At 45.5% G+C, this 14,904-nt stretch carries 13 protein-coding genes and 1 pseudogene; 2 read left to right on the top strand and 12 right to left on the bottom strand.

What is annotated here, in order from left to right; translation table 11 throughout:
- Positions 1-197 precede the first annotated feature (197 nt).
- From galE to ATY02_RS26420, 12 genes are all read right to left on the bottom strand, one after another.
- Complete coding sequence (galE, locus tag ATY02_RS26475) at positions 198-1,220, bottom strand: UDP-glucose 4-epimerase GalE (protein ID WP_068587691.1); 1,023 nt, start codon at positions 1,218-1,220, stop codon at positions 198-200.
- 115 nt (positions 1,221-1,335) lie between these two features.
- Positions 1,336-2,361, bottom strand: a complete 1,026-nt coding sequence (locus ATY02_RS26470) for an MraY family glycosyltransferase (RefSeq protein WP_068587693.1) — start codon at positions 2,359-2,361, stop codon at positions 1,336-1,338.
- 43 nt (positions 2,362-2,404) lie between these two features.
- On the bottom strand, positions 2,405-3,370 hold the full coding sequence (locus tag ATY02_RS26465) for an NAD-dependent epimerase/dehydratase family protein (RefSeq protein ID WP_068587694.1): 966 nt from the start codon (positions 3,368-3,370) through the stop codon (positions 2,405-2,407).
- Between the two features lie 98 nt (positions 3,371-3,468).
- A complete protein-coding gene (locus tag ATY02_RS26460) occupies positions 3,469-4,266 on the bottom strand; it encodes a glycosyltransferase (protein ID WP_068587696.1) in 798 nt (265 codons plus the stop codon).
- A gap of 13 nt (positions 4,267-4,279) precedes the next feature.
- A complete protein-coding gene (gene wzy, locus ATY02_RS26455) occupies positions 4,280-5,488 on the bottom strand; it encodes an oligosaccharide repeat unit polymerase (RefSeq protein WP_141698278.1) in 1,209 nt (402 codons plus the stop codon).
- Positions 5,485-6,399, bottom strand: a complete 915-nt coding sequence (locus ATY02_RS26450; RefSeq protein WP_083236067.1) for a glycosyltransferase — start codon at positions 6,397-6,399, stop codon at positions 5,485-5,487. Before ATY02_RS26450 ends, wzy begins: the two co-directional genes overlap by 4 nt.
- 8 nt (positions 6,400-6,407) lie before the next feature.
- The gene (locus ATY02_RS26445; protein ID WP_068587700.1) at positions 6,408-7,916 is read right to left on the bottom strand and encodes an oligosaccharide flippase family protein; all 1,509 of its coding nucleotides are present in this window, start codon (positions 7,914-7,916) and stop codon (positions 6,408-6,410) included.
- Between the two features lie 12 nt (positions 7,917-7,928).
- Positions 7,929-8,351, bottom strand: coding sequence for a MaoC family dehydratase (locus ATY02_RS26440; protein WP_083236066.1), 423 nt, complete (start codon positions 8,349-8,351; stop codon positions 7,929-7,931).
- 4 nt (positions 8,352-8,355) lie between these two features.
- Positions 8,356-8,916 (bottom strand): GNAT family N-acetyltransferase, encoded by a 561-nt coding sequence (locus ATY02_RS26435; protein WP_068587701.1) that lies wholly within the window; start codon positions 8,914-8,916, stop codon positions 8,356-8,358.
- On the bottom strand, positions 8,913-9,881 hold the full coding sequence (locus tag ATY02_RS26430) for a hypothetical protein (RefSeq protein ID WP_083236065.1): 969 nt from the start codon (positions 9,879-9,881) through the stop codon (positions 8,913-8,915). The genes ATY02_RS26435 and ATY02_RS26430 overlap by 4 nt, the downstream gene beginning before the upstream one ends.
- Complete coding sequence (locus tag ATY02_RS26425) at positions 9,875-10,573, bottom strand: WbqC family protein (RefSeq protein ID WP_068587703.1); 699 nt, start codon at positions 10,571-10,573, stop codon at positions 9,875-9,877. The genes ATY02_RS26430 and ATY02_RS26425 overlap by 7 nt, the downstream gene beginning before the upstream one ends.
- Entirely contained in the window at positions 10,570-11,694 is a 1,125-nt protein-coding gene (locus tag ATY02_RS26420) for a DegT/DnrJ/EryC1/StrS family aminotransferase (RefSeq protein ID WP_068595846.1), read from the bottom strand. Before ATY02_RS26420 ends, ATY02_RS26425 begins: the two co-directional genes overlap by 4 nt.
- Positions 11,695-12,462: 768 nt before the next feature.
- On the opposite strand from ATY02_RS26420, the gene ATY02_RS26415 reads away from it, so the two are divergent.
- Both ATY02_RS26415 and ATY02_RS26410 read left to right on the top strand, forming a co-directional pair.
- A complete protein-coding gene (locus tag ATY02_RS26415) occupies positions 12,463-14,457 on the top strand; it encodes a polysaccharide biosynthesis protein (RefSeq protein WP_068587377.1) in 1,995 nt (664 codons plus the stop codon).
- A 109-nt stretch (positions 14,458-14,566) separates the two neighbouring features.
- Positions 14,567-14,891, top strand: a pseudogene (locus tag ATY02_RS26410) (ComEA family DNA-binding protein).
- Positions 14,892-14,904 lie beyond the last annotated feature (13 nt).

Genomic DNA, 14,904 nt, shown 5'->3' with positions numbered 1-14,904 from the left:
TCATTTAGTGCTTCTTCTAATGGGAGCAGCAGCCTAAAACGGAGGAGCTCCTGCCGTTTTGATATAGATTTCGTATGAGGAAGCTCAGGCGCAGGAATGAACACAGGAAGTGAGCCTTACATATTGGGCCACAATGAAAATGCCCAATGTACTGCATTGGGCATTTTGCGAAAACGGGATTTACTCTTACATAATCTTTATTCAGTGTAACCGTTAGGATTTAAAGACTGCCACCGCCAAGTGTCAGTCATCATGTCGTTCAGAGTCCGTTCAGCTTTCCAGCCAAGTTCCTGTTCGGCTTTAGCCGGGGCAGCCCAGCATTCTGCAATATCTCCAGGGCGGCGTGGTGCCATACGATAAGCAATGACCTGATTACTAGCCTGTTCGAAAGCTCGAACCATTTCAAGAACACTATACCCCCTACCTGTTCCCAAGTTCCAGATATTGAGTCCTTGTTTACTATTGATAGCTTGCAAGGCCTTCAAGTGTCCGTCGGCTAAGTCAACCACATGAATATAGTCACGCACACCTGTGCCATCCTTTGTGGGGTAATCTGATCCAAAAACTGTAAGTTCCTTGAGTTTTCCTATTGCAACTTGGCTGATGTAAGGTAGCAAGTTGTTTGGTACTCCATTAGGATCTTCGCCTATTAATCCCGTCGGGTGTGCGCCAACAGGATTGAAGTAGCGCAACAATGCAATGCTCCAACGTGGATCCGCAGAAGCTAAGTCCATGAGAACCTGTTCAGTCATTAGCTTCGAGCGCCCGTAAGGGTTGGTTGGTGCTCCTGTCGCGAAGCTCTCACTGATAGGCATTTGCTCGGGTTCCCCATACACGGTGGCCGATGAGCTGAAGACTAGTTTGAAAACTCCAGCTGAAGCCATGGCCTGGCAAAGCTCGATACTTCCTACAACATTGTTGTCATAATATTTTAGTGGTTCGTGTGTGCTTTCACCTACGGCCTTAAGCCCCGCAAAGTGCAGTACGCTCGAAATTTGGTACTGTGTAAGTAACTTGTCCAATAGCTCTCTATCGCGAACGTCACCTTTCACAAAAACTGGCTTTCGCCCGGTTATCTGGTAGGCTCGATCTAATGATATGGCTGAACTATTGCACAAGTTATCCAATACAATAACGTTATACCCCGACTGCAGTAAAGTAACGACTACATGAGAGCCAATGTAGCCTGCGCCACCAGTAACTAAAATAGAATCAAGCATAAAACACCGAATGTGTGTAGTGTTTGAGTTTGTCTGTCATTCCAGCCTCCATATGATCGTCCTTTATCTTTTATTTCAAATGAAGTCTGGCATGAAAGTGTTTACAGCCTGAGCTTCATGTTGCCGGTGGCTGCTCTAATTTTCCAGCACTATACAGAATGGCGAGTACTACTAATGGGGTATAAGCTATCAAAACACCGAGTAATCCATCTACTCCACCGAGCCCAACCCAAAGAGCAACGGGCAACAACCAAATAATATTGATAACACCAACTGCGAGAGTAACGGGTAAGTGCTTGCCAAAATGCCGAGATGCGTATTGGTAGCCGTGGCTACGGTGCGCCTCGTATACTTTATCGCCCCTTAGCAAGCGCCGTAGCAACGTGAAGGTAGCGTCTACAACAAATACACCGAGCAGAATAATCCAGCTCCAAAGCAGTTCAGGCTTCGTCCAGGCAGCCTGAAGTGAGAGGGTACCTAGGGTCAAACCCAGGAAACCACTTCCTGCATCGCCCATAAAAATTCGAGCAGGTGGAAAGTTCCAGAATAGAAACCCAAGAACAGCACATGCCAGTGTCATAGGTAGTATGGCTGAGGCTGATTCTCCTACAAGATAATACAGTGCTGCGCCGCCGAGACACACACAAATAGCCTCAAGACTGGCAATACCATCAATACCATCCATGAAGTTATAAAGGTTAAGCATCCAGACTAGGTAGATGGCCGCCAATGCGTAGCCAAGCCAACCTAGATCAAGGGAAATACCAAATACTGCTAGCGGTGGTAGCCCTCCGATCCACAACAATGCCCAGATTGCACTTACAAAATGTCCAAGTAGTCTCCAGCGTGCAGCGATGTGACCATGGTCGTCGAGGAATCCCAGGGCGGCTACTGCTGCACCACTTCCAAGCAAGCTCCAGACGGAGGACCAGCTTACCTCTCCGATTAGCGCAAGCACTGGTAGTCCAAGAAGAAATACGACAACAATTGCGACTCCACCGCCTCGCGGTGTTGGTATGGAGTGTGAGCTGCGAGCATTAGGAGTATCAATTAAGCTATGAGCTAAAGCATAGCGCCTCAAAACGCCAGTCAGTAAAACTGCCAGAAAAATTACTAACGGTAACCACCACCAGAGATTCATTAACCAAACCTTAATTTAGAAGCATTTATTCAAGAATGAGTACTTAGCTATTAGTGTTAGATAGCGCTTTAAAATCATGACCTGCGGTTACCAGAGCATCTTCGGAAGATACTGGTGGCTGCCATCCAAGAAGGGTACGTGATTTTCTAGAATCAATAACAAGAGAGCCACATAGTTGTATATACAAACCTTCATTGCCAAGCAGTTTTGCTCCCCAGTATAGAAATCTTCTAGGAATTGGCAGGAGAGTCGCCTTGCGTCCCATACCTTTGGCTAGATAGCGAGCCATTTGTGCCGTTGAGATATCTGCATTATCCGAGATTAGAAAGAGTTCGTTTGCCGCCAACGGGTGTTGAATGCAGCAGCCAATAAAATCAACTAGATTTTCCAACGCAATCATGCTGCGCTGATTCTTCACCATAGCAAATGGCAAAGGTACATTGGATGCGATGAGTTTCTGCAGTCGACGAAAATTACCAGGAGCATGACCGGCATAAACAAGAGGTGGGCGAATGATAACGAGTTCCATTTCTGTCTCGTTAAGTAAATCCTGCAGCCGGGACTCAGCCTCGAGCTTGGACCGCGCATAATCTGCATGAGGGGCTGGTGTGGAGGTTTCGTTGAATGCTTGCCCGCTAGTGAAGTTGCCGTTTACACCAATTGAACTGATAAATATGAAGCGACGGACACCTGCGGCAAGTGCTTGAGTGGCTAAAGCTAAAGTTCCATCTACGTTCGTACGCTGAAACTTAGTTTTAGGATCCGCATCTTGCTCTTTCAGAACATGGGCGCGAGCAGCAAGGTGGACAACTACCTCTACATTAGTTAAGGCCGCTTGCCAGTCAGTTTCGGCAGATAACTCTCCAACAGAGATAATCTCCGGCGAACTAGTTCTTGCTTGTTGTGGGCTGCGACAAGCTCCAACTACATCGTAATTTGGCTGCCTGAGTAACCACTGCAGCAGAGAACGACCTACAAACCCTGTCGCTCCTGTCACAAGTACTTTCATGAAAGCCTCCGTAAATTTTTGATAATCCGATTTTGAGGTAGGACCGTCATATGATTAATACTTGTCATGCCCTACAGTAGTACTCTTTGGCTTAATAATTATCTGGATATTTTATAAAGAAAGCGCCGTATCGCTGGAGGTGGCAATCGTACAGCTGTGCGAGCTACTAAGTTGAATAAGTAACTTCTAAAGCTTAAAAATCCGATTTTACGTTGATACTTTAATAGCTTGATTTCCCCTTTTAGAAAATTCAAGCCGCGTCGGCCAATAAAGTCTTCACCGGTACGCATATAAAGTAAAACTTCTGGAATGTTGGAGAATTTTAGGCCTTTTACCATCATAAGGCTCCAAAGCGCGTAGTCTTCGGGAAAGATCAGCGGATAGCCCCCCACTGAGAGCACTTGACTTTTTCGAAATATTGTAGATGGATGGTTTAAAGGGTTGCGTCGATTTGCAAAAAGTAGAAGTTCAAGGTGGTCGATGGGTAGCTTTTTCAGGAAAAGAGTTTTTTCCATTTTCTGATCGCGTTCTTCAATCCAAGAGCTGGATACGTCGATATCTGGATGACTTTCCATGAAAGAAACCTGTCGATCGAATCGCTCGGGTAGTGCAATATCGTCTGTATCCATACGAGCTACCAATTCGAATTGGCAGTGGGCTAACCCTTCATTGAGGGCGCTTGCCAGGCCCTGGTTTTTCGTAAGTTTAACACTATTAATTGGCAATATGTTTTTATAGTGCTCAATGACTTCGTATAATGCCTCAGTAAGAGGGCCATCTTCAACTAAAACTAAGTCAGAAGTTTTTAGTTTCTGCATCTGCAAGCTCTCAAGGCATGCCCGCAAATATTCAGGGTTTTCCTTGATATAAACTGACATTAATACCGAAAAGCTCATTATTTATCTCTCTTTAGCTTGTGATGGTTAAAGAACTTTTTCGGAATGTAAAAAGTTTTTTTGTAAAGATTATGCACGCTGAGTAGATAGCAAAATTGAAGTATGCGCCGATCCATCCATGGAATAACCATATAAATACGAAAGAATATAATAACAAGAAGTGAGGGATGCCAACGTATTTTCTTACTAGCCAGGCAGGGAAGAAAACGATGAGAAATATATAGGCGGAAAAAAATATAGAGCGTTCACCAAGTATTGCCATCCATCCGGCTAGTCCTGGATTAGTACTATATGCCGAATTTTCGACGTTAAAAAAATGGCTGACCATGTATCTATTTAATTGGATGATATCGGTACCGTTAAATTTTAATGCTATCCATTGTAGTAAACCATCAGCCCAGTAAGGGATAAATTCATTGTTGTTGTAGGCTTCAGCTGTGATATCTGAATTTTCCACGAGTATCGCTACGTGTCCAAACATCTGAAATCTTCTAAATATATATTCTAAAGTTGAGTATAGAGACTCTAGATATCCTCTTTCCAATACATTGGATATAGCTTGTCCTAGTTCGGCTCCGGAGCGTATTAGCCACTTTGCTTCGATGATGAATGGTGAGGTGAGTAAGATTACTATGGATGAGCCAGCCAACAAAAAAATTGATGATAGTTTGACTCTTACTGGGTAGTATCTACAGAGAAGTAGTATCGGTACTAGTACAAATGCGCCTCCCCAGCCTCTGATAACGGTCGAGATTAAATAGAGTCCAGTGTTTGCCCAGAATAGACGTGGTGATCTGAGTGAAATTACAACCACTAGAAATAAAGTATCTGGATCAAATAGAGTAAATAAAAATTGAAATGGACTTTTTATTTCATCTTGTACACCAGCAATGTTTACTCCGAAGTATAGGCTATTAATGAGGTATAGAGTTTGATATGCAAATATTCCTCCACCCCAGCTATTGGATAGCCCGAAATTTCTTGTGCTCGTCAGTTTAGTGTTGGACCAGTACAAGCCTAATAAGAAAAAAAATGATAAACCAAGCAGCAAGAGGGCTATTAGCGAAGTATTCTGATCGAATCTCTGGCTTAGACTATCAATTCCAATTTCTTCTCCTGAAAAGACTGTGAAGAAAAAATATAAATTCGAAATAAAATATAGCAAAGCTAAGCAAATAACCGGGTTCCAGGTTAAAGCCTGCGAGTTATTAGTTACTTTCATTTCCTGAGCTCAAGTGAACTTCTTAAGTAGCTGGGGATTTTTAACGCCGCTTTGAGGGAAAATGCTCTAATTGCTAATGAGAAAAAGGTTATAGAGCTTGGTCGAAAAAATCTGACATCGACTAAAAAGTTAAAAAATGCATTCAAAAATATATCTTGCTTGACGGTGTTTTGATTTTTTGATTTTAAGAAATAGCTTAGATGCTCTGCGTACAATTCGCGAATGGGCGAACCTTTGAAGTACAATGACCCTTTCTTGGAGGCAGTAGTGGCCGCTGCATTAACTCTATACCCACCTAATATTTCTTCAACGCGTCCTGCATTACCTGATGCCAGAATAAGGCAGACAAGAAAATAATCCAGTGCCTCTCCTTTAAGTTCTCTAAAGTTTGGCATTGCGCTTTTTTTGTACGCTGTTGAACTGTGGGCTCCCAACATGCCGTAGCGAAGCAAGTCTTTTTGAGTGATAGCATTGATATCAACTATCTGGGATAGATTTTCATGCAAGATGCGACTGATCTCACCAGCGTCGTTAAATACTTGGACTTTGTGCCATGCCAGCACACAGTCGCTATTTTCTAGAAATTCGACTTGTCGCTTTAGCTTATTTGGAAATGCGATATCGTCCCCATCCATATGGAAAACAAATTCCCCGCGTGCCTGACTATGGACGGAAACATAGTTGGCCGTAGGTCCGACATTTTTTTCATGCCGGATAGAAACTATACGCTGAGGATAATTTCTGAAAAACTCACTTACGATATCAGCTGTTCCATCTGTCGATGCGTCGTCACCAATAATGATCTCGTATTCAAAGTCTACCTCTTGTTCTAGTAAACTAGTCAGGCAATCTCGTAGATAGTTTTTCTGATTATAAGTAACTACACATACAGACGCTTTTATTGCCGTCATGGGAAATCCTATCCTTTGAACTTTTGAAGTGCTTTCATCAGGGTTCGATGGTTAACCCCTGCGCCAAGAAGGCTGGCCAAGAACACACTGCCGCCAAGAAGAGTTACATATAATAAAGACGAAAGCCTGGTTTCATGGTTTATTCCGAGCATGCTGAAGAATACTGCGGCTAGAACGGCAGGCAGGCTGATCATAAGAATATCTTTTAACATCCATTTTTTATGCAGACCTGGCTCTAATTGACTATGAACAAACGCAACCCAAGTCAGCAAAAATAAACCATTGGTGATGCTCCACACATACCCAGCTCCGATACCACCATAGTGAGTTGCTACCAGGATTATTGTAGGTATTAGTACTATCACCATAACGATATTGCCAATCAGGTGATAGCGTAAGTTGCCTTTTGCATACTGTAGGTAATATGGAAATGCACTAACAGCAAGCAATCCATTACCGATGGCATATAACTGGAGTATCTGCGCGGCTTTGCTCGCGAGATCGGCGTCTCCTGTCCAGGTAAATATTAGTTGTTCTGCCCCGAATGCAATAGTAATCGCAGCGGCACCAGCAATGATGCTTACCAGTCGGGTGGCTCGACGATAGACGTCAATGAACTCCTTCTCGTGGCCTTCCGCATGCAATCTTGCCATTCTTGGCATAATGGCATTACTGATTGGACCGCTCACAACTGTGATTCCGCTAGCAACTAGTACTGCAAGGGTGAAATAGCCGTATTCTGCCAATGGTAGAATACCGGATAAAATCAATTTATCTGTCTGTGTAGCTATCACCCAGACAGAGGAGGTAAATGCGATAGTCATCGCAAACTTCAAGAGCGGTTGTATTGGTCTAAAGGACCAACCTATTTTTTCTGTTGTGTTGCGCATGGATGGTATTAGTCGCTGGCTTTTTAGATACAGCCCTAATAGCTCCAGCGCTGCTACGGCTAACTGATGGATGAAAAATACAAACGGTGTGAATCCGTAAAGATACATGCTGAAAAAGACTGCTACAAAACGCAAGGTAGCGATCAGAGCGTTGAACCCACTTAGCCAGACTAAGCGCTCGGCTCCACTGATAACTCCTCGGTACAAGCCTCCAAGCCAGCGTAACGCCACACTGATCGCCATGATCTGTACGGCTAAAGTTACCTCGTTCGTTGGTAGGCTTGTGACATTCAACCATCGAGCAGCGACTATCTCGGACAGAAGCCATAGCGTGGTGCCACCGATCACTGCAATCATTGTGAAAATGACAGTGAGGCTACGAAGCAATTGCCGGAAAGCCAAAGCAGACATGGCCCCACCGTGATAGCGAGCTGTCTCGCGACCAATGGTTGGGGTCAGCCCTAGGTCCAATAGAGTGAACCAAGCCTGCAGCATTGTGAAAAAACCAACTAGACCATACGCTTCTGCCCCCATGTATTTAATATAGAGGGGAAGAATAAGTATGCCTGTGGCAGTCACATAGAGCTGGCTAGCATAGTTTGCCAGAATGTTGCGTTTCAGAGACAATTTATTAACTCGTTATTTTGGTGAGGGTATATATATTTCAGCCTCACCCGAAATCACATTTTTATTCTTTACTTTACAAACTGTTTCAAAAAAAACCCTGCGTTTGTCTGCGTCAATTGCTGTTACAGTAACAATGGCGCTGACGGTATCGTCAATATAAACCGGTCGAAGAAATTTCAATGATTGCGAGACATATACACAGCCGGGGCCTGGAAATTTCATTCCAAAAATTGCAGAAAAATAGCTCGCGGACATTAGCCCGTGTGCAATTCGTTTTTTATAACGAGACTGTTCTGCATACGCATCGCTCATATGAACAGGATTTTTATCTCCGGAGATACCAGAAAACGCTTTGATATCAGCATCGGTAATGGTTTGTTCGTACGAGAACTGCATTCCGATAGAAATTTCAGCAAAAGAAATATGGTTTTGCATTTAGTCAGCCCCAGTAATTGATGGAGGAGCAGAACTCTTCATATCTTGCCCGAGTAATACCGACTACAACTTTGTCAAAATACTGGCCTTTACGATAGAACCAATCTTTCTTGGTGCCTTCTACTTCCCATCCACAACGTTTCGTATAGAAGTTTATTGAAAGGGCATTGCTTGAAATCATATCGCCATCGAGACGATTCAGGCCTAGTTCGTCAAAGGCATAGCGCATGATGGTCATGACCGTATCCTGAGCATAACCTTTGCCGCGACTTTCTTTGTCCCCAAGCATCATGCCATGGAAGGCATTCTTATTTTTCCAATCAATATTTACTAGATTGGCTGTGCCTACCAGCCCTTGATCTACAGTTTCAATTGCATAGACCTGGTTTTTCATGTCATTGTTGTTGATGCTTCGTACCCATTGCTCTGTACTTTGCTTAGAGTAAGGGAAGTGCCAGCCGCCCAGTTTTTCCCACAGTTCTGGCGCGTTTGCCCAGCGATTGAGTTGTTCAATATCGCTTAATTCAATTGCGCGTAGTGTTACTACTTTTCCGCAGATATTCATAATTCTCTCTTTATTGCGTTAATCATGCGTAGAAGGTCGCTTTCCTCGTACCGCTGGTCACAGCATAGGGGGAGCAATCGTTCTGTAAGGAGGCGCTCTCTACTATCAGGAGCCGTGCGCGTTATGACGTCGGGCCAGTATCGTGCGACGAAAATTCGTTGCTTGGCTAGGTCACTATGTGGAACTGGAGCAGCTGGAAGCATCGGATAGCATAGAGGACCGTCGATTGACTCTATGTCAAAGGTCAGTGTGTTGAGGTCGGCTAATTCGTTGTGAAGAAACTGGAAGTTCTTGTTTCGCTTTTCTTTAACTAAAGCGTAGTCGATGCTGGAAAACAGGCGTCCAGTGAGTATGGACATTCCTTTGGGTTCTACGCCTTCCAGGGTTGCCTCTGCGCTCTGGTATTCATTATAACCAGACTCAGGTGTTCCAGCTAACCTCTTGAGTAAGTGTGCTGAGCGCTGAAGCGAGTCTTCGTCGACTATTGACGGTTGGGTCAGTGGTAGGCGGGTAAACATCAATCCGCCATCAGGAAGGCCGAAGAATTTGCGTGGTGAATATATGGTAGCTAGGCAGTCAAGTGGTGGCGCAAAGAAAGCCTGGGCGTGATCAAACACAACTTGAGCAGGATTGAAGCGTTGCAATATCCTCTGCTGTTGATATGAGCATGCTCCAAAATAGTTCACGTAGAGAAGCCATTCATCTGCACCAAGTTGAAGATTGGTATCGATGGAGAAATCATCTTCTAGTGCATAAAATGAAAAGTCGATGCCAGTTACCTTGAGTGGCGATAGCATGGCGTCACAAATATATCGAGGCACCCAGACGCGGCTGGGGCGACCGACTTGAAGTAAGGCGCAAAACGCAGCTCGTGCTGATTGAAACTTGAGCGAGCCCGGATAGGCACCTGGGCCATTGGGAGGGAGCTCAAGTTCAAAGTATCCACCAATGGGTTTATCTAGCATGCGTTCCCCTGGCTTATTAGTTCTCTGCATTGTTCAAAGCTGTTGAACATCATCATATCAATAATGGATAGCCCGGGGGAAAATGGTCTGTCAAACTGGGCGTAGGGTATAAAAGATGTATTTGTGAAGCTCAGTTTAATGCCTTTCTTGAGAAAGTCGGTCTCATCATAAAGCGATTTTCCACCTGGAAGGTTTATATATTCCTTGGTTCCTTCCTTTAGGCAGATATCCAGTACTCGTTCTGTTCCTTTTAAGTCGGAATTTTCGTATATAGAAGAAGACTCAATAAAATTTGTTAACATTCCCAGGCGCTCTGCGCTTTTTTGGACGCTTTTCTGGGCAAGGCTGGAGACACTTTCACTGTCACCATCGAGAACATCTCGAAGTAAGTCGAAAGTTTCTATGAAGTTAGGTGCTTTTGCATATGACTGACGAATACTTTCCAATAATTTTCGTGTCCAGGCTTGTCGCGGCTGGATGCGGACTTCGAAAATTTTGGAATTAGAGCTGGCGCCGGAAAGCGGTGCAGTAAAATATCTAACGTCTCCGGAAAGATATAGTCTATTTCTATTGATCCAGCCATTTTTTATAAAGTTAACATCATCGTAAAACACAAATTTATCAACAGAGGCAATCAAGTCGAAGTAGCCAATATATGGAAAAAAATATGGCTGCATGATTGCTAATTTCATTGAGCTTGCTCTTGTAGATCGCTGATGATTTTAGTGATATCCACAACCGACTGCTCTTCCAGGGCCGGGTAGATTGGTAGGCACAAGACGCGTTCAGAAATGCAGTTAGCCACTGGCAGGTTGCTTCGTTTGGACGAGGACATGCCACGATACATGGGGAATTCACTAATCAGTGGATAGAAGTACCGGCGGGAATATATATTTTGATCTTTAAGTTTTTGGTAGAGTTCATCACGACTGAGGGGATAGTCTGGTTCAATCAGGATGGGGAAGTATGAATAATTAGATACTGTCTGTCCCGTGCCTTCAAGTAAACGAATACCTTTTATGTTCTTCAACAGTTCGCGATAGGTTGAGTCAATTTTTTGCCGAGCCTGCATGGCCTCGTCAACGTGCTTGAGTTGCAATAGTCCAAAAGCTGCGTTTATTTCGGCCATTTTACCGTTAATGCCAGGAGCGACAACCGTGACTTCATCCACAAAGCCAAAGTTCTTCAGTTGATCAATACGCTTCTTGGTTTTTGCGTCTGGGCAGATGATCGCACCACCTTCAAAAGTATTGAATACTTTGGTTGCATGAAAGCTTAAAACGCTTAGATCGCCGTGCCTCAAAATGCTGCCGCGAGAGTCTTCTACACCAAAGGCATGGGCTGCGTCGTAAATAACTCTTAGATTGTAATTGTCGGCTATTTTTTGAATGGCATCTACGTCACATATGTTGCCGTAGCAGTGTACGGGGAGAATAGCAGTTGTTTGTGGGGTGATAGCCGCTTCAATTTTGCTTGGATCGATATTGAGTGTTTGTGGGTCAATGTCCACGAACACTGGTTTTATACCATTCCAAAGCAAGGAATGTGCTGTAGCTACAAAGGAGTATGGGGTTGTGATGACTTCCCCCGAAACTCGCATTGCCTGAAGTGCGGTCAACAAGGCAATGGTGCCATTGTTAAATAGCGAGATATATTCAACACCCAGATGCTCACACAGCTCTGCTTCCAGTTGCTGGTGCATTTGGCCGCCATTGGTAAGGATCTTGTTATCCCAGATCTGTTGCAAATAAGGGACGAACTCCTCTAGTGCGGGCAGGTAGGGTTGTGTAACGAAGATGTTTTTTTCGCTCATGCCGACTCCTTGGCCAGGAAATGGGGGCGCTGGCCGCAATTTTTGTATCCTTGACGTTGCTCAAGCGGCCGTCGATGGTCGGCGCTGATTCGTCATTTGACCTGTCTCTAGGGGCGTGATAATAATCGCCCTTTGGAGTGGGTAGCTACTTCTTAGGCAGAGGTAGCGTAGGATGCGACATTAGCTGTTGATTGATCTGCATGCAATCCATTGATTTAAAATGATTTTCTAAACGCCTAGAGCGTTTTCGCGCGCTTGTGATACTTGGGCGTACTCTCTCGTTTAGGCTCCTGCTCCAGTCTTGCTATGGCGACCTTGTCGGAGATCAATCAGTTCACCAGCAGGCATTCAGACCTACTTGCATAGCTTGGTGTTTCCCGTTTTATCTTGGGTAGCCAAGGCCCAAGCGGCATGTCTATATGATATCACTTGGCCTATCTTGCTCAGAGACCGTTCTTCTGATTGTGTCGATGTACTCCACGTCGGTAGGAGGGCTTTACTCTGGAGTAAAGGGCTGAGGCCCAGGGGCAGTTGCTCGAACTCGCCCATTTGGAATCTAGCAGTTCAGTTGGAAAGAGCTTCCGCCATCGTGAGGAGAGCTGGATCCTAAGCGTTTCAGTGATTTTCGGACTTTTCACGTGTCCCATGGGTGAAGATCGAGCAAGGGTAGTGCCGTTTAGGAAAAATTTTAAGCTAGGATCGCCAGGGGAAGATAGAATAGCCGCTGACGTGACGATATCAGGAGCTGTTTTAGTGGGCGACGGGGTTATGGAAAAGTTTCGTGCAAAGCTGCTGGGCCTGCCTAGACGAAAAAAGCGACTGATTCAGGTATCTACTGATGTAGTGCTCCTTTGGACTGCATTGTGGATGGCCTTTGTCGTCAGGTTGGGAATAGATGAAATGGTCAATCCACTGATCTACCATTTCTGGCTATTCTTGGCAGCGCCTGTTGTCGCTATTCCATTATTTATTCGATTTGGAATGTACCGCGCTGTTATGCGTTACTTTGGTAACGACGCATTAATCGCTATCATCAAGGCGGTCAGTCTTGCATCCTTAGTCCTTGGTGTCCTGGTCTACTGGTATAGCAACCATCAACATGTCGTTCCCCGCTCAATCATTTTCAACTACTGGTGGCTCAGTATGATCATGGTTGGAGGGCTGCGTCTGGCCATGCGCCAATACTTCTTGGGTGACTGGTTTTCTGCCGTTCGCCATGTACCGTTCACTAACCGAGAAGATGGTCTGCCGCGCGTCGCTATCTATGGTGCTGGTTCTGCAGGGAATCAGTTGGTCGCCGCTTTACGAATGGGGCGCCTGATGCGCCCGGTAGCCTTCATTGATGATGACTTGAGCATTGCTGGCCGAGTTATTTCGGGGTTGCAGGTCTATAAGCCCAAGCATATCCAGCGCATGATCAAGGCAACAGGCGCGCAAGAAATATTACTGGCAATTCCTTCGTCTAATCGTGCTCGTCGCCGTGAAATCTTGAGTTTTCTTGAAGGATTTCCATTGCATGTGCGAAGCGTTCCCAGCTTTATGGATCTGGCAAGTGGCCGGGTTAAAGTCGATGATATTCAAGAAGTCGATATTGCTGACCTATTAGGACGTGATGCGGTTCCTGCCCAAGAAGAATTGCTGGAGCGCTGTATCAAGGGTCAGAATGTCCTCGTTACTGGTGCTGGAGGTTCTATCGGCTCCGAATTGTGTCGGCAAATCCTGCTGTTACAACCTACGGTACTGATTCTTTTCGATCATAGTGAGTTTAATCTCTATAGCATTCTGTCCGAGTTGGAGCAGCGTATTGCTCGGAAGTCTCTGTCGGTGAAGTTGTTACCAATATTAGGCTCTGTTCGTAATTCGGAAAAGCTGCTGGAAGTCATGAGCGCTTGGAGTGTCAGCACTGTTTATCATGCTGCTGCTTATAAGCATGTCCCGATGGTGGAGCATAATATTGCCGAGGGCGTGTTGAATAATGTCGCTGGGACATTGAACACTGCTCAAGCTGCGCTTCAAGCCGGTGTTGCAAACTTTGTTTTGATCTCCACAGATAAGGCAGTGCGACCTACCAATGTCATGGGTAGTACCAAGCGTTTGGCCGAGCTGACCTTGCAAGCACTTAGCCATGAATTGGCTCCGGTGTTGTTTAGAGATAACTCCAATGTGGCAAGGGTCAACAAGACTCGCTTCACCATGGTCCGCTTCGGCAATGTGCTGGGTTCTTCGGGTTCAGTTATCCCGTTGTTCCATAAACAGATCAAGTCTGGTGGCCCGTTGACGGTCACTCACCCGAAGATCACTCGTTACTTCATGACCATTCCTGAAGCCGCTCAGTTGGTCATCCAGGCCGGTTCGATGGGGCAGGGTGGAGATGTTTTCGTGCTGGATATGGGCGAGCCGGTGAAAATCGTCGAACTGGCAGAGAAGATGATCCATCTTTCCGGGTTGAGCGTTCGCTCAGAAAAGAACCCTCATGGCGATATTGCCATTGAGTTCACTGGCTTGCGACCTGGTGAAAAGCTTTACGAAGAATTGCTGATTGGTGACAACGTAGTCGCTACCCAACACCCGATGATCATGAGTGCCAATGAGGATTACTTGTCTTGGGATACCCTCAAGGCCAAGCTCGACGAACTCCTCGCAGCGCTTGACTGTCACGACTATTCGAGAGTTCGTCAATTGCTTCGCGAGACTGTCAGTGGTTACACCCCGGATGGTGAAATCGTTGATTGGGTGTACCAGCAGCGTCGCCTCAAGCCGTGATGCTACATAAACCGTAACTCTCCTGCTTTTGACTTGCGCTCGGCATCTCCTAGGTTTGGAAGGCAGCTTCGGAAAGCTGCTTTCCTTATCGATGTCATGGAGCGTCATTATGCGTAACCTCTATTTCTCCTCCCTGATCCTTGCAGTTCTTTCCACTCTGCCTTTGGTCTCTCAAGCAGCGCCGGTCACGCCGATGCCGCTCGTCTCCGAAGAGGTGCAGGGGCAGTCTGCGGTTCGGGCGGGCAAGATCAATCTCAACACTGCTGATGTGGTTGTATTACAGCGTGAGCTATTGGGCATTGGTGAAGCCAAGGCCAGGGCGATAGTCGCTTATCGCGAAGAGAATGGAGCTTTTGCTTCGGTGGATGAACTTCTGGAAGTAAAAGGGCAAGGCCATCCTGGAGCGCAATCGAGACAAGCTTGATATCAACTGACTCATTGCATCTA

Source organism: Pseudomonas sp. BIOMIG1BAC, assembly GCF_001705995.2.
GTDB lineage: Bacteria > Pseudomonadota > Gammaproteobacteria > Pseudomonadales > Pseudomonadaceae > Aquipseudomonas > Aquipseudomonas sessilinigenes.
Note: the sequence above shows the minus strand (reverse complement) of the source record. Positions and strands in the feature narration are given on the sequence as shown.